The following is a 15,515-nucleotide window of genomic DNA, read 5'->3' as shown; positions in this document are numbered from 1 at the left end:
AACCTGCACCGCAACCTCGGCGCCCTCGACCGTGCCTCTCCAGACCGGTTGACCCGGCCACCACTCCGACGTGATCTCCAACGTTTTCGTCGGCTGACCGTCGGCATCGAGAATGGAGACGTAATAAGGACCGGGGATTTCACCCAGGGCTTCGAGCACCACGGTCGCAGACCCAACCTTCACGACCCGGCGCTTGGCGAAGCTGACCGAACGGCCGGCCATCTGATGAGTGATGCCGCGGCGACGTGCATTCCCCAGGTGGTCGATCACACCGGCGACCGCGGCGATCGTTATCAAATCCTTGCCCTCCGGCTCGCGCGGTACGAAGCCGTCTGGGAACTCTTCCTTGATGAACCCAGTCGAAATCTTGCCCGATCGCCATCGTGGATGCTGCATCATCGTGGCAAGGAACGGCACGTTGTGCTGGATACCATCGATATAGAAGGCATCGAGCGCCGTGGACTGCGCATCGATTGCGGCAAGGCGCGTCGGGGCATGGGTCACGAGCTTGGCGATCATCGGATCGTAATACATCGAGATCTCGCCGCCCTCGAAGACACCCGTATCGTTGCGCACCGTCACTCCGTCCTTCGTGCCCTCAGCCGGCGGCCGGTACTTCACGAGGCGGCCAATCGACGGCAGGAAGTTGCGAAATGGGTCTTCAGCGTAAACGCGGCTCTCGACGGCCCAGCCCGTCAGGGTGATATCGGACTGCTTGAACGGCAGTTTCTCGCCGGCCGCCGAACGGATCATCTGCTCGACGAGATCGATGCCGGTGACGAGTTCGGTCACCGGATGCTCGACCTGAAGACGGGTATTCATCTCGAGGAAAAAGAACGAGCGGTCCTGGCCGGCGACGAATTCGACGGTGCCTGCGCTGTCGTAGCCGACGGCCTTCGACAATGCGACGGCCTGCTCGCCCATGGCCTTGCGCGTCTTTTCATCGAGGAGCGGCGAAGGCGCTTCTTCTAGGACCTTCTGGTTGCGGCGCTGAATCGAGCACTCGCGCTCGCCCAGATAGACGACGTTACCGTGCTTATCGCCGATGACCTGAATTTCGATGTGGCGCGGGTTCTCGATGAACTTCTCAACGAAGCAGCGGTCGTCGCCGAACGACGACTTGGCTTCGGACCGCGCCAGCTGGAAGCCTTCCTCTGCCTCCTTCGCATTGTAGGCGATGCGCATGCCCTTGCCGCCGCCGCCGGCCGAGGCCTTGATCATGACCGGATAGCCGATCTGGTTGGCGATCTGCACGGCGTGCTTGCCGTCTTTGATTTCACCCAAGTAGCCGGGGACGGTCGAGACCTTGGCAGCGGCTGCCGCCTTCTTGCTCTCGATCTTGTCTCCCATCGCCGCGATGGCTTTTGAGTTCGGACCGATAAAGACGATGCGGTTCTTCTGCAGCGCGATTGGGAAGGCTTCGCGCTCCGAGAGAAACCCGTAGCCCGGATGCACGGCCTCGGCGCCCGTCGCCTTGCAGGCTTCGATGATCTTTTCCATCACGAGATAGGATTCGGCTGCAGGCGCGGGGCCGATGTGGACGGCCTCGTCGGCCATGTCGACGTGAAGAGCGTCGCGATCGGCGTCCGAATAGACCGCAACCGTCTTGATTCCCATCTGGCGCGCCGTCTTGATGACGCGGCAGGCGATCTCTCCACGGTTTGCGATCAGAATTTTCTTGAACATAGGCCGCCCCGGTCCTTCCCCGTGATCTTTTCGTCTTTGCTGATTGGTGCTTCCAGGGAAGCCAGACGCCGTTCTAGTGCGTGCGGGGGGCTGCGTAAACACGACAAGAAGTCGGTTAATAGCGCCGCCTCTGCGATCCGCTGCCGCACGATAGCTGGCGGGCGAAACGGCCGAGGACCTCCTATCGCGTCCCGCGGGCGTTTCGAGCGTAGTGACTAAGCCGCAAGAAACTCAGGCCGCGGTGCCAAGCCGATCGACGGCTTCGGTCAGTACGGGGTGAATCTTCGGGCTCTCGTGCTTCAGATACGCGATCAAGGCCGATTCGCTTGGGCTCAGGCGCCCGTCGCGGCCCAACCGGCTGACAAGCCAAGTCGCCTCGGCCGCGGTGATTTCCTCGTTCGTGATAATCTCGATGCGCTGATGCTCGAGCCGGGCCAGCGCCCGCTCCTCGGCCGTCTGATCGTGATAGGCGTCCTGCACCGACGCCAGGTTGGACTGCACCATCGACAGCAGTGACGCCAGTACCGACGTTTGCTGTTCCGGGCTCTGTAGGCTAGCTTCCTGCCGCAAGGCTTGTTCGCGCGAAGGTACCGAATAGCCCGACGCCGACATCATGACGTTGGCAATGGCTTTCACGAAAAGGTCGGTCCAGGCCGGATTGGGATCTGCGTCTGCGACCGCTTCGTCGATTTCGAACAGAACGTCGGCTTCATCGCGGGTAACGGCGACGTGGCCGTCGCCGCCGAAAGAATAGAGAATGCGGCGCAGCAGGTCGACCTCGCCTTCCGTGATCTGTCCGGCGACGAGTGCCTTGCCGTTTCGAAGCGGACCATTTCCGGAAATGACAGCGTGCTTCACCTGCTCGAGCGCGAACTTGACCAGACTGACAGGCGACCAGCGCGCTTTGTCGAGCACGGTGACGAGGAGTTCGAGTTCGGTCTTGCTGTCCACCTTGCCGTCGTGAGCGATCTGGTCAATCAGCCAATGGGCGTTGGCCGATGTCAGATAGCCCTGGGGCCGTTCCTGGAACACGACGTAGTCGGTGATGGCTTCGATAAAAAAGTCGGCCCAATCGGCGTGCTGCACGGGGCACGCATTGTTGAGCTTGAACACCAGATCCGCTTCCGCCGGAGAGACGATCCCGTCTTCGTAGAAGATCTGACGCAATAGCCGGACATCGGTGTCCCGGAGGCTGCCGCGACTCACAATGTCGTCAACCCGAAGGGCTTGCAATCCACTCATCGACGACACCGCACCCCAGGACAAAAACTAGATGCCCGAGATTAGGCGGCTATGCTTAATTACCGCTTAAAATGCGCGTGATTGCCGGACAGCCATCACGGGCGCTGCGGCGGCTGTGGCGGCGGCGTCACAAAATTTCGAGGGCCACGGTTGCTGCCGCGGCCCTCGTTTGCCTGGCGCACTCCCGCAAGCGCAGCCGACATGTGGATGTTGTCGCCGATCCCGCATGAACCGTTGCTGAAGGCCGGGCCGCCATCCCTCAAATTGCGCGATACTGAAACTTATTCACAGAAGCCCGCATACGGAGAGGCCCGTCCGGCGGGGGGCTACCGAACGGGCCGTGCCGGCCCTAACGCTTGCGGTATTAAACTGCGAACTCAAGGCCGGTTGGAATGGCGCCTTCCGGGGGCGAAAGAGGACACCGCCGCCCGTGGCGCGATCGGTAACTGCGCGGCGGGTGATCCCGCAATCACGTCGCCGGCAGTCAATAATGAAACGTGCGATGTCGGAGTATCCGTCGCCAGGATGCGATCGTTACGCAGTATTCATCATTGTCACGATGGGTCTCACGCGCCGAGGCGTGCGAGCAGGCGCGCACGCGATTGCGGCAGGGTTTGCCCGCGCGGGAGCAGAACATGCTTTTCGAGAAAATGTCCGGTCAACGCGAAGCCCAAATGTACGTCGGAATTCGTCACGGGAGCCGAGCGTTGCTTAGTGAGAAATTGGGGAAGAACGAGAAGCTTGTCGCGGTAAGGCTCGCCAGCCGAAGCCGAGACGGCGCGTCCTGATTTCGGTGAGACGTAGATCAGCCGGTCATTGCTGCCGGTCGCGGCGCATTGGCTGAGATCGAGACCGAAGCCCAATTCCTCGAGCAGCGCCAGTTCCCACCTGACCAGAAGCGCCGGCCACACCGTCGCGTCATTCAGAAACCCGAAGACAAAGAGCGTGATCTCATAAAGGTTCGGATGCGGGTCGCGCTCGGGCAACAGGCGCGTCAACGTGGTGATCGTCGAGAGCGCCATCAGCGCCGTTGGATCGTCCAGCGTTTCGGCCGCGAAGGCGCGCCGCATCTCGATGCTCATGTGCCCGAGCTGATCGGCGAGACGGGCTTTCCAGGTTGCATCGACGTGGTTGCCGGCTTGCAGGACCGGACGCAGACGCCGCGACCGGCCGCCGTGTACGAGGCCCAGATGCCGGCCGTGGGCGCGCGTCCACAGATCGACGACAGCCGCGGTCTCGCCATGCGGCTTCACCGAAAGAACGATGCCTTCATCCGTCCATTGCATGCTTCGACAAGCGCCATGCGCCTCAAGTCTTCGGGAAAGGCAATCCCATTTCCCGGTATCGCTCCGGGTCGCTTTCCCAGTTCTCGCGCACTTTCACGAACAGGAACAGATGCACGCGATGTCCCGCCATCTCTTCGATCGAGCGGCGGGCTTCCGTTGAAATTCTCTTGATCGTCGCGCCGCCCTTGCCGAGTACGATCTTCTTCTGGCTGTCGCGCTCGACGTAAATCGTCTGTTCGACGCGCGCCGAGCCGTCCTTGAACGCCTTCCAGTCCGTCGTCTCGACGGTCGTCGTATACGGCAATTCCTGGTGCAGAAAGCGATAGATGCATTCCCGCGTCAGCTCGGCCGCCTGCGTGCGCATCGGAACGTCGGTCACGTCATCTTCCGAATAGTGCCACGGGCCTGCCGGAACGATACCTGCGAGATAGATGCGAAGATCGGCGATGCCTTTGCCGTCGAGCGCCGAGACCATGAAAATGCGGTCGAACGCCATCTGCCCGTCGAGCGTTTTGGCGAGCGTCAGAAGTTTCGTCTTGTCTTCAACGCGGTCGATCTTGTTCAGAACGGCGATCCGCGGCATGCGGGCAGTTTTCAGACGCTCGACGATCTGCGCCGTATCGTCATCCAATTCGGTCACCGCATCGATGACGAGCAGCACGGCATCGGCATCTTCCAGTCCACTCCACGCCGCATCGACCATTGCCCGGTCGAGCCGCCGCTTCGGATTGAAAATTCCGGCCGTGTCGATGAACACGATCTGGCTTGGCCCTTCGATCGCGATGCCCCTGATGGGAGCCCGTGTCGTCTGCACCTTATGAGAGATGATGGCGACCTTGGCGCCGACGAGCGCATTGACGAGCGTCGACTTGCCGGCGTTCGTCGCGCCGAGCACCGTGACGAAACCGCAGCGGCGTTCGGCGGCGGCAGCGGGCCCGGTCGTCTTTTCGGCTTCAGACATCGCTAATATGGGCTCCAACACCTTCACGCGTCAGCAACGCCGTCGCCGCTGCTTGCTCGGCAATGCGCTTCGAAGCTCCCTCGCCCTGCGCGGGAGCCTTGCCTACGATTATCACTTCAGCCGTGAAACGCGGCGCATGATCTGGGCCCTTGCGCGACACGACGGTATATTTGGGCAGCGCCAAACCTTGACCCTGGGCCCATTCCTGTAGAGCCGATTTGGCGTCGACCGCCACTTCCGGCACCGGCTCGGACTGCTCCTGCCAGAGTTTGCGAACGACTGTACGCGCTTTCTCGAAGCCGCCGTCGATAAATACGGCGCCGAGAAGCGCTTCGGCGGCGTCGGCGAGGATCGTCGTCTTGTCGCGGCCGCCGCTGTCTGCCTCGCTTTCAGAGAGAATGAGGTGGGCGCCAAGCCCCGTGTTGCGGGCGACCTTGGCGCAAGCCTCGCCGCGAACGAGGCGGTTATAGCGACGGGCCAGCTCGCCTTCGCTCGCCTCCGGGTATTGCTGATTCAAAATCTCAGCGATCGCCAGTCCGAGCACACGGTCGCCGATGAACTCCAGTCGCTCGTTATCGAAACGCGCCGTCTTGCCGCCCCTGACGCTGGCGTGCGTCAACGCGCGCTCCAGGAGCCCCGGATTTTTGAAGCGGTGTCCGAGTTTGGTTTCAAGCTCTTTGAATTTGCGAGGCCTCAGCATGGCATCGACGCCTTGCCATTACCGCACGAGATGGAAAAACCTGTTCCAGCGGATGTCAAACGGCCAAGTCCACGGCGACCACCAACGTAGGGCGTCGGGTTCGTCGACTTTCGCGGAAAAGAAAATCACCTCGGCGCGACCGACGAAATTTTCGAAAGGCACGAACCCCACCGCGCTGCGCACGCGACTGTCCGTCGAGTTGTCGCGGTTGTCGCCCATCATAAAGTAGTGCCCCTCCGGCACCTTGTAGACGCCGGTGTTGTCGTAGGGTCCGTTCGGATCGCTATCGAGGACCTGGTACTTGACACCGTTGGGCAACGTTTCATCGTAAACCGGAATATGCCGCGCGGGAATGCCATCTTCGCGCGTGACGAATTCTCCGTCTCGCACCTTCGGCACGGCCTGGCCGTTGATGAAAAGCTGGCCGTTCTTCATCTGAATTTCATCGCCGGGCAGGCCAATCACGCGCTTGATATAGTCCGTCGAGTTGTCGCGCGGCAGCTTGAATACGGCAACGTCGCCGCGCTTCGGCTCAGCGCCGAAGATGCGGCCCGAAAACAGGTCGGGACTGAACGGAAAGGAAAATCTGCTGTAGCCGTAGGAGAGCTTCGAGACGAACAGATAGTCGCCAATCAGAAGCGTTTCCTTCATCGAGCCCGACGGAATATTGAACGGCTGGTAAAAGAAGATGCGAACGAACATGGCGATCGCCAGCGCCTGGACGACGATGATCGCGGTCTCGGCCCAACTCGATCGCGTCGCCTTGATACCAATGCTCATTCGGGGCTCCTTTGCGCCGCCAAGCGGCATCGGCCGAGGCTCGCTTCGTGTCGGCGGTTCGCTATAGCGAGTTTGCACTTGAGCCGCAACGAGGGGTAGTGACATGACAAAAACTTAAGCGAAAACAAGCACTCGGGCGCATATGTCACGCCGGATCGAGCGACGGAAATAGGGAGCGAATTAGCTCGCCTCAAGCAAAAGCCGCATCAACCTCTGCGGTCCTCTTTGTCGCGGTATGCCGAGATGATCACCACGGCTTCGGCCATCGGATATTCATCCGTCAGCGTGAGGTCGATGCGCAATATATGGCCCTCCGGCGTCAATCGCGCGAGATGGCGGGCGGCACCACCAGAGAGCGCCAGCGTCGGCCGGCCGGTCGGGGCGTTGACGACACCGATGTCGCGGAAATGCACACCGTATCGAAAGCCGGTTCCGAGCGCCTTCGTCGCCGCCTCCTTGGCCGCGAAGCGCTTCGCGAAGGTCCAGGCCGGGTGCGCCCGAGACAAGGCCTTCCGGCGCTCTTCCTCGGTAAAGACGCGGGAGAGAAAGCGGTCGCCAAAGCGGGCAATCGTTTTTTCGATGCGGCGGATGTCGCACAGATCATTGCCGATGCCGATGATCATCAGCCGCCCCGCGCAGCGCCAAGCAGTTCTTCTCTTCCTTCGTCCATCAAAACACGCATACGCCTGACGGCTGTCGACAGTCCGCCGAAGATGGCTTCTCCGATCAGGAAATGTCCGATGTTGAGTTCGGCGATTTCGCCGATACGGGCAATCGGCTTCACCGTATTGTACGTCAGACCGTGACCGGCATGAACTTCGAGGCCGGCATCGGCTGCTGCACGCGCCGCCTTGGCATGGCGTTCGAGTTCGCGCGCCATCCCCGCCGCATCATGATCGAGGGCGACGTTGCAATAACGCCCCGTATGCAGTTCGACGATGTCGGCGCCGACGGCTGCCGCTGCCTCGATGGTTTGGAGGTCGGGCTCGATGAACAGCGAGACGCGAATACCGGCGCCTTGCAGTTTTGCGACGAAAGGCTTCAGCGTTTTGACGCTGCCCCGGACATCGAGCCCGCCTTCCGTCGTGCGCTCCTCGCGCCGCTCCGGCACAAGGCAACAGGCGTTCGGCACATGGCGCAACGCGATCTGCAGCATCTCATCCGTTGCCGCCATTTCGAGATTGAGCGGCCGCGTCAGCTCGTTCTTGAGCCGGGTGATGTCCGTATCCGAGATGTGACGGCGGTCTTCGCGCAAATGCGCGGTGATGCCGTCGGCACCGCCCTCGATTGCGAGATGGGCTGCCCGCAGCGGATCGGGATGCACGCCGCCGCGGGCATTCCTCAACGTCGCGACGTGATCGATGTTGACGCCGAGGCGGAGCGCGCGCGGAGGAGTGGGCACGGATATGGTCTCAATGGGTTGACGTGAAGCGCGCAAGATCTGTCTCGCCGGATGTCGCGGAAAACCGCCGGCGATGCTGCCGGCTCAGAGGAACCTGTGGCGCTTTTGAAAGACGCGCACGGCCCGTCTCGTAGGATAGTAACTAAATACCGCCGCGATCAAGCCGACGAGAAGTCCTCCGACGACCATGGGTTCGACGATCGGCGACAAGTTAACTACCGCGGTACCGAGTTCCTTGGGCGTTCCCGCCATCAGTGTGGCACCAAGAGCATTGGCGCTTTGGGCGAAATGTTCCGCTGCGTAGGCGCGATCATACCCGAGCACCCACACGCCTGCGATGTAGGACGCACTCCAGATCGCCGGCCAGCTCAAGGGATTGCCGACAAAGGTGCCGATCAACGCCGCCGGAATACTGACGCGGAGCAGGAAGGCGAGCGCACCTGCGAGCGCCATTTGAAAACCGAGGAAGGGCGTGCACGCCGCGAAAACTCCGGCGGCGCAACCAAGTGCAACTTCGTGCGGCGTCGCGCGAACTCGCAGAATCCGGCGCCAATAATAAGCCAGCCGCTTGCGGCCTATGCCAAGTCTTGGATTCAATCCGGGGTTCAGTCTGGGGCTTAACCTTAGGCTCAGTCTTGAGCTCAATCCGGACCTCGGCTTCGGGCCCTGTCCTGGGGTCAACTCGCCGGTAAACGGCTGAGCGAATGACGGACCTTCATCCAAATCGCAACGACCACCCATTACCACGCCTTGCGTAACATCCTACTGCACGGCCAACTCTCAGAAGTTATATAGACTACTCGAATAGTCGTTCCACCTTGGCGACCGAGGATTTTGCCCGAAGTCCCGCGACAATGTGGTTCAAATGCACCAAATCGAACACTTCCAATTCGATGTGCATGACCGTGAAGTCCGCGGCCCGCCTCGCCATTTTGATGTTGTCGATGTTCCCACCGGTTTCACCAATTTCCTTTGCAATTTCCGCGAGCGAGCCCGGGGCATTGACGGCCGTTACGCTGATTCGCGCCGGAAATCTCTGCGGGCGGTCGGGGTCGACGTCCCACGTGACATCGATCCAGTACTCCTCCTCGTATTCCTTAAGTCGAGGCGAATGGATCTGAAAGACGCGAATGCCTTCTCCCGGCGCCATGACGCCAACGATCCTGTCGCCCGGGACGGCGCCGCCCGGTTCGAAGCGCACGGGCAAATCCTGGCTCGGTCCGCCGATTGAAATCGCTGTCGTGTTGTCGGTCTCGGCGGAACGGAATTTGAGACTATTCACCTTATCGATATGAAACCAGCCGTCCTGCGCCTGGGCTCGGCCGAACCTTCGCGTCGGCTTGTAGATTTCGTCGGACTGCGCTGCCGTGACAGGAGGCGCGATCGCCGCGAGCACGTCGGCGAGTGCAATGTCATTGCGTCCAACGGCTGCCAGCAGTTCGTCGGCAGTCTTGAAGCCTACCTTCGGAGCAGCGGCTTTGACTTTCTCTTCCGAGTAATCGACCTCGGCGCCTGCCAGCGTCGAACTAATAAGTTGACGGCCGAGTTCGGTGAAGCGCTTGCGCACGGCTTCGCGAGCCGCGCGACGTATCGCAGCCCGCGCCCTTCCAGTGACCGCGAATGCCTCCCAGGCGGCCGGGCGAACGTGGCCCTTCGACGTTTCGATCACGACTTCATCGCCGTTACGCAGGTGTGTATCGATCGGTACATGACGGCCGTTGATGTAGGCGGCAACGGCCTCGTTGCCGATGTCGGTGTGGACGGCATAGGCAAAATCGAGCGGCGTCGCACCGCGCGGCAGCGCGATAAGCCGCCCCTTCGGCGTGAAGCAAAAAACCTGATCGTGGAAGAGTTCGAGTTTGGTGTGCTCGAGAAATTCTTCCGGGTTCTCCGCTTCGAGCAGCGTCGAAATCATCACCCTCAGCCGGCCATAGGGACTGTCGTCACCTTCGCCGTCGCCGGCCTCGGCATCGTGGCCGTTTCCGGCCCGGTACTGCTGATCCTTATAAAGCGCGTGAGCGGCAATGCCGTATTCGGCCGTCCGATGCATCTCGTACGTTCGGATCTGCAATTCGACGCGCTGGTGGCGCGGCCCGTAAACGGTCGTATGGACAGACTGGTAGTTGTTGCGCTTCGGAGCCGAAATGTAATCCTTGAAGCGGCCCGGAACGGTGCCCCACGTCGTATGCACGATGCCGAGCACGCGGTAGCAGTCTTCGATCGTGTCGACGATGACGCGAAATCCGTAAATGTCGGATAGCTGTTCGAGACTGATCTGCTTGTGCTCCATCTTGCTCCAGATGGCGTAAGGCCTTTTTTCCCGGCCCGCGGTCTCAGCCTTGATGCCGGCACCGGCGCATTTGCGCGCGATCGCCTGGCGAATTTCTTCAACGAGTCCCTGATTGCGCTGGCGCATGTCGGCGAGCTTCTCGGTCAGCGCCTCGTAGGCTCCGGGATGCAGCCAGCGAAAGGCGTGATCCTCTAGCTCCTCGCGCAGCGCCTGCATGCCCATCATGCCGGCGAGAGGCGCGTAAATATCCAGCGTTTCTTCCGACGCTCGCTGGCGGCTCTCGGGCTTCATGTGCTCGAGCGTGCGCATGTTGTGGAGCCGGTCCGCGAGCTTCACGAGCAGCACGCGGATATCGGTCGAGATCGCGATCAGGAGCTTGCGGAAATTCTCGGCCTGCTCGGCCTTCTTCGACACGAGGTCGAGGCGTTTGATCTTGGTCAGGCCATCGACGAGGCTGCCGATCTCGGGCCCGAACATCTGATCGACTTCGGTACGTGTCGCATCCGTATCTTCGATGACATCGTGCAGCAGCGCCGTCGCGATCGTCGCGTCGTCGAGCTTCAGGTCGGTCAGAATGGCGGCGACTTCGAGGGGATGGGAAAAATAAGGGGCACCGGAGGCGCGCTTCTGGTTGCCGTGCGCCTTCATGGCGTAGACGTAGGCGCGGTTGAGCAGAGCCTCATCCGCTTTCGGATCGTATTTCAGAACCCGCTCGACGAGTTCGTATTGCCGCATCATGACCCGCCGCACTCCTTCAAGGCGCAAGCGTAGCCGAATCTGCAGAGCAGATTAAAGTAGATTGGAAGGCAACGATGTCGCGAGGCAAGCTCGCGACACGGTTCAGCGTGACCGATCGCGCGGATCGCGATCGCGTTCCCGCGGGCCCGGTCCCGATCCGATGTTGGCGGACGGCTCGAGCGGCGTCATGCTCTCGAGGCCGCGAAGCAGCTGCTCTTCCGTCATCACGTCGACTTGCGTATCCGACCCGAGATCGTCGCGGCCAAGCATCGGGGCGCGGCGCTCCGGTGGCAACAGCGGCGCAGCGACGGCTTCCGGCTCATCGACTTCGGTATTCTTCTGAATCGAGGTGATCAGCGTCTCGCGCATGTCGTCCGGCGAAAGCTTGCGATCCGCGATCTCGCGCAGCGCGATCACAGGGTTTTTGTCGTCGTCGGCCGCGACCGTCATGGCGCTGCCGTTGGCAATCGCACGCGCCCGGTGGGCGGCGAGAAGCACCAGTTCAAAGCGGTTTGGAATTTTGTCGACGCAATCTTCGACGGTAACGCGAGCCATGGGGCTGACCTTCCCTTGGTATAGACACTTCGGCTATTTGGAGTATGGGCGCAAACAATCGCTCGGGACCGCTTCCCAGCGCCTCGTTGTTATCTGTTTGGCACGTCATAGGCGCGAAATCAAGGTCCAACACCGGTAGCGGGCACCTGACTGCAGCAAGGGCATTGATTGGGTGTCCGACTATTTGTCACAATTGTTCACTGCTAAACAAACCTGTTATGCCAAACAGGCTAGTACTCTACGCTGTAGAGACCGCATAAAACATTCTCCACCCCTTGGATGCCGGGAATTGCCTCGGGAATACAGCTTCCCCGCCGCCGGCTCCAGCGAAGTTTTTGGACAATGTTTAGTAAGCATTCGCGCTAGGAGAGCCATCGATGCATTTTTATCCGACTGAGCGCATGGCTCTCTTCATTGACGGCGCTAACCTCTATGCAACGGCGAAATCGCTCGGTTTTGACATCGATTACAAACGATTGCTTGGGCTATTCCGGCAGAAGGGCCAACTCGTAAGGGCTCTCTATTATACCGCGCTCGCCGAGGAGCAGGAGTATTCGTCGATCCGGCCGTTGATAGATTGGCTGGACTACAACGGCTTCTCGATGGTGACGAAGCCCACCAAAGAATTCACTGACGCGACCGGCCGGCGAAAAGTCAAAGGCAACATGGACATCGAGCTGGCCGTCGATGCGATGCGTCTCGCCGACAATCTCGATCACATCGTGATCTTTTCCGGCGATGGCGATTTCCGCAGCCTCGTTGCGGCGCTTCAGCAAAAGGGCAAGCGCGTCAGCGTCGTTTCAACGCTTCAAACGCAGCCGCCGATGGTCGCTGACGAGTTGCGCCGCCAAGCCGATCAGTTTGTCGACCTTGCCGATCTTGAAGATCAAGTCGGCCGTGCGCAAAATGGCCGGGCGCCCCGCGAAGGGCGGAGCTACCAGGGTCGTGGACAGCTTCAATCGGCGCACGACTCGAACTATCTGGGAGACGACGACCTCGCCGAAGAAGAGGTCTGATCGACCTCCTTCGTTGAGGATCTGCACGATATGGCTGGCACGCCGGCAGCGGGAGCAACGTTTGGCCCCGAGGCTCCCGAGAAGTGCCAGCGGTGCCCGCGCCTCGTCGCTTATCGCCGCGAAAACGAGAACAAAGAGCCGAGCTGGTTCAACGGCGCCGTGCCATCATTCGGCGGTTCCGACGCGCAGCTTCTGATCGTTGGATTGGCGCCTGGACGAAACGGAGCAAATCGCACGGGCCGCCCCTTCACCGGCGATTATGCCGGGGTCCTGCTCTATGAAACACTTCTGAAGTTCGGCTTTGCTGCGGGTGAGTATCAGGCCCGCGCCGATGATGGCCTCGAACTCGCCGGCTGCATGATCACAAATGCGGTGCGCTGCGTACCGCCCGAGAACAAGCCCGAACCGTCCGAGATAACAACCTGCAGGCCTTACTTCGCTGCGCGCCTCGGTCATTTGCCTCGGCTCAAGGTCATCCTGGCGCTCGGCCGTATCGCACACGAACAAACGCTTACGACGCTGAGCAAGAGAAAGGCGCTGTTCCCCTTTGCTCATGGTGCCCGCCACGACCTCGGCGACGGTCGCGTGCTGTTCGATAGCTATCACTGCTCGCGGTACAATACGAATACCGGCCGGCTGACGACCGGCATGTTTCACTCGGTGTTTGAAGCGATCAGTCGTGAGCTTGCTTGAGCGACCGCAGCAGCTCGCGTGCGTGGCTGCCCGGTGGATGTACGGGATAGATGACGCGATAAATGACGCCGTTGCGCACGATCATCGTCAGCCGCTTGAGGTAGGATACTCCGCCCGTGTCGAAGCGTGGTAGACCCAGTGCATCGGCGAACGCGAAGCCCGCATCACTCAAGAGTAGATATGGAATTCCGGAACGCGCAGCGAAGGCGCGCTGATCATCGGGCGACTGAGCGCTGACGCCGAAGACGTCATAGCCAAGTAGCTCGAATTCCGCGTGGGTATCGCGAAAGCCTTCCGCCTCCGGCGTCGATCCGTGCGCACCCGGAATGGTGTCCCAATCGGGCGGGTTTGCAATGCCCGGAGCGCCCGTCATCGGATAGACGAAGACGACGGCGCGTTCTTGATAGCGCGCGAGATTGACGCTCGCGCCCCGCGTCGCGACGAGCGCCACGTCCGGCAGTCGCGTACCGGCGATCAGATGCTTCGCGGCGCCATCGTCTTCGGGAACCGGAAACGTCGTCGTATCGACGGAGGAGTCGTCGGGCTTTGCCATCAGGCTCAACCTTTCTCCCGCATTAGTCGCGCCTTCTGCCTGTTCCAGTCACGCTTGGCCGCGTCCTGACGCTTGTCGGAGTGGTTCTTGCCTTCCGCGAGGCCAAGCTTCACCTTGGCCCGGCCCTTCTCGTTGAAATACATTTCGAGCGGCACGAGCGTCATGCCCTTGCGCTCGATAGCAATCGAAATTTTATGGATTTCGGTTGCGTGCATCAGCAGCCGGCGCTTACGCCGTGGCTCATGAGGAAAGAGAGCAGCGCCCGGATATTCGGCGATATAGCTGTTGATCAGCCAAATGCCGCCCTCTTCGACGGACGCGTAGCTCTCGGCGATGTTCGATTGCCCACGGCGCAGCGACTTCACCTCCGAGCCGAGGAGTTCGATGCCCGCTTCCCAGCTGTCGGTGATGAAGTACTCGTGCCGTGCTTTGCGATTCTCAGCGACCAGCGTGCTGCCGTCGTCGCGTTTGGCGGCCATAACTCAACGGTCTCCGGCTGCAATCACTCGGCAGCTTTAGCGTCTATAAGATCGAGCTGAAGGAGCACCTGGTCCACGGCCTTGCGCGTCGCGTCGGAAATGCCGACCATCGGCAGACGCATCTCCGCCGTGCCGAAGCCCAAGCGCGATACGGCATACTTGATCGGCCCCGGATTGGTCTCGACGAACAGAACTTCGTGCAACGGAGTCAGCCGGTCCTGCAATGCCAGCGCCTTTTTGAAATCTCCAGTAAGGCAAGCCTTCTGGAATTCGGCGCACAGACGCGGCGCGACATTCGAGGCGACGGAAATGCACCCGGCACCGCCGTGCGCCATGAAGCCGAGCGCCGTCGCATCTTCGCCGGACAACTGACAGAAGTCGGGTCCGAGTGCTGCCCGAGTTTGCGACGGACGCGCGAGATTGGCCGTCGCATCCTTGACGCCGGCGATGTTCTTCAGCTCGTAGCAGCGCGCCATCGTCTGCACGGACATGTCGACGACGGAACGGCTCGGAATGTTGTAGATGATGATCGGAATGCCGATGGCGTCGTTGACGGCTTTGAAATGCCGGTACAGCCCCTCTTGCGAGGGCTTGTTGTAATAGGGCGTGACGACGAGCACGGCATCGGCGCCAGCCTTTTCGGCGAATTGCGACAGCTCAACAGCTTCATCCGTCGAGTTCGATCCGGTGCCGGCGATTACGGGAACACGCTTCTTCGCGGCCTTCACGGTCAGTTCGATGACGCGTTTGTGTTCCTCGTGGTCGAGCGTCGGGCTTTCGCCCGTCGTGCCGACGGGAACGAGACCGTTGGTGCCTTCCGCGATCTGCCAGTCGATGAAGCGCGTGAAGGTCGCTTCATCAACCTTGCCATTTTTAAATGGCGTAACGAGTGCCGTGATCGAGCCTTTGAACATACGTCCGCCTTAACTTGGGAAGCCGGGAGGCCCTACGCGCCCGTCAGCATCGAAACGTCCCGGTCTTTGATATTGCACCCGTGCCCACAGGTTAACGGCCAGAGAGACATGGTGTTGCCGCACGAGCATGTCACCTCGTCCAGCTTGTAGAGCTTGCGCCGGTAGCTATATCCCGCTTAATGCGGACGATATTGTCACACGGTGACGCAAGCGCGGCGAC

16 protein-coding genes are annotated in these 15,515 nt (G+C 60.9%); 2 read left to right on the top strand and 14 right to left on the bottom strand.

All coding sequences use genetic code 11. The features are described from left to right. From VN623_RS07060 to rpoZ, 11 genes are all read right to left on the bottom strand, one after another. Positions 1-1,686, bottom strand: a 1,686-nt coding sequence (locus VN623_RS07060; RefSeq protein WP_325569521.1) for an acetyl/propionyl/methylcrotonyl-CoA carboxylase subunit alpha, incomplete at its 3' end; no start/stop codon positions are given. 231 nt (positions 1,687-1,917) lie between these two features. Continuing rightward, positions 1,918-2,853, bottom strand: coding sequence for a hypothetical protein (locus VN623_RS07055; protein WP_325569519.1), 936 nt, complete (start codon positions 2,851-2,853; stop codon positions 1,918-1,920). 641 nt (positions 2,854-3,494) lie between these two features. Continuing rightward, positions 3,495-4,214: a DNA repair protein RecO gene (gene recO / locus VN623_RS07050; protein WP_325569517.1), complete on the bottom strand. Its 720-nt coding sequence runs from the start codon at positions 4,212-4,214 to the stop codon at positions 3,495-3,497. Positions 4,215-4,236: 22 nt separating this feature from the next. Beyond that, positions 4,237-5,175, bottom strand: a complete 939-nt coding sequence (gene era, locus VN623_RS07045) for a GTPase Era (protein ID WP_325569515.1) — start codon at positions 5,173-5,175, stop codon at positions 4,237-4,239. Next, positions 5,168-5,875, bottom strand: coding sequence for a ribonuclease III (rnc, locus tag VN623_RS07040; RefSeq protein ID WP_325569514.1), 708 nt, complete (start codon positions 5,873-5,875; stop codon positions 5,168-5,170). The genes era and rnc overlap by 8 nt, the downstream gene beginning before the upstream one ends. An 18-nt stretch (positions 5,876-5,893) precedes the next feature. Further along, positions 5,894-6,655, bottom strand: coding sequence for a signal peptidase I (gene lepB / locus VN623_RS07035; protein ID WP_325569513.1), 762 nt, complete (start codon positions 6,653-6,655; stop codon positions 5,894-5,896). Between the two features lie 206 nt (positions 6,656-6,861). After that, the gene (acpS, locus tag VN623_RS07030; protein WP_325569511.1) at positions 6,862-7,278 is read right to left on the bottom strand and encodes a holo-ACP synthase; all 417 of its coding nucleotides are present in this window, start codon (positions 7,276-7,278) and stop codon (positions 6,862-6,864) included. Continuing rightward, positions 7,278-8,057 (bottom strand): pyridoxine 5'-phosphate synthase, encoded by a 780-nt coding sequence (locus tag VN623_RS07025; protein ID WP_325569509.1) that lies wholly within the window; start codon positions 8,055-8,057, stop codon positions 7,278-7,280. Before VN623_RS07025 ends, acpS begins: the two co-directional genes overlap by 1 nt. 84 nt (positions 8,058-8,141) lie before the next feature. Then, complete coding sequence (locus VN623_RS07020) at positions 8,142-8,654, bottom strand: DUF2062 domain-containing protein (RefSeq protein ID WP_325569507.1); 513 nt, start codon at positions 8,652-8,654, stop codon at positions 8,142-8,144. A 199-nt stretch (positions 8,655-8,853) separates the two neighbouring features. Continuing rightward, on the bottom strand, positions 8,854-11,085 hold the full coding sequence (locus VN623_RS07015) for a bifunctional (p)ppGpp synthetase/guanosine-3',5'-bis(diphosphate) 3'-pyrophosphohydrolase (RefSeq protein WP_325569505.1): 2,232 nt from the start codon (positions 11,083-11,085) through the stop codon (positions 8,854-8,856). 102 nt (positions 11,086-11,187) lie between these two features. Further along, the gene (gene rpoZ, locus VN623_RS07010) at positions 11,188-11,640 is read right to left on the bottom strand and encodes a DNA-directed RNA polymerase subunit omega (protein ID WP_325569503.1); all 453 of its coding nucleotides are present in this window, start codon (positions 11,638-11,640) and stop codon (positions 11,188-11,190) included. A 377-nt stretch (positions 11,641-12,017) separates the two neighbouring features. Here rpoZ and VN623_RS07005 point away from each other — a divergent pair, with 377 nt between their 5' ends. Both VN623_RS07005 and VN623_RS07000 read left to right on the top strand, forming a co-directional pair. Beyond that, positions 12,018-12,656 carry an NYN domain-containing protein gene (locus VN623_RS07005; RefSeq protein WP_325569501.1) on the top strand — a complete coding sequence of 213 codons (639 nt, stop codon included), beginning with the start codon at positions 12,018-12,020 and terminating at the stop codon, positions 12,654-12,656. A gap of 30 nt (positions 12,657-12,686) precedes the next feature. Then, positions 12,687-13,349 (top strand): uracil-DNA glycosylase, encoded by a 663-nt coding sequence (locus VN623_RS07000; protein WP_325569499.1) that lies wholly within the window; start codon positions 12,687-12,689, stop codon positions 13,347-13,349. Here the strand turns inward: VN623_RS07000 and VN623_RS06995 are convergent. From VN623_RS06995 to dapA, 3 genes are read right to left on the bottom strand one after another with little or no spacing between them, the layout of a single operon-like run. Further along, a complete protein-coding gene (locus VN623_RS06995) occupies positions 13,330-13,902 on the bottom strand; it encodes a peroxiredoxin (protein ID WP_325569497.1) in 573 nt (190 codons plus the stop codon). The two genes, VN623_RS07000 and VN623_RS06995, sit on opposite strands and share 20 nt — an antisense overlap. A 5-nt stretch (positions 13,903-13,907) precedes the next feature. Continuing rightward, positions 13,908-14,381 (bottom strand): SsrA-binding protein SmpB, encoded by a 474-nt coding sequence (smpB, locus tag VN623_RS06990; RefSeq protein WP_325569495.1) that lies wholly within the window; start codon positions 14,379-14,381, stop codon positions 13,908-13,910. Positions 14,382-14,404: 23 nt separating this feature from the next. Further along, positions 14,405-15,295 carry a 4-hydroxy-tetrahydrodipicolinate synthase gene (dapA, locus tag VN623_RS06985; RefSeq protein ID WP_325569493.1) on the bottom strand — a complete coding sequence of 297 codons (891 nt, stop codon included), beginning with the start codon at positions 15,293-15,295 and terminating at the stop codon, positions 14,405-14,407. Between the last annotated feature and the right edge of the window lie 220 nt (positions 15,296-15,515).

The sequence above is a fragment of the Hyphomicrobium sp. genome (assembly GCF_035572195.1).
In the GTDB taxonomy this organism is placed as follows: Bacteria; Pseudomonadota; Alphaproteobacteria; order Rhizobiales; family Hyphomicrobiaceae; genus Hyphomicrobium_B.
Note: the sequence above shows the minus strand (reverse complement) of the source record. Positions and strands in the feature narration are given on the sequence as shown.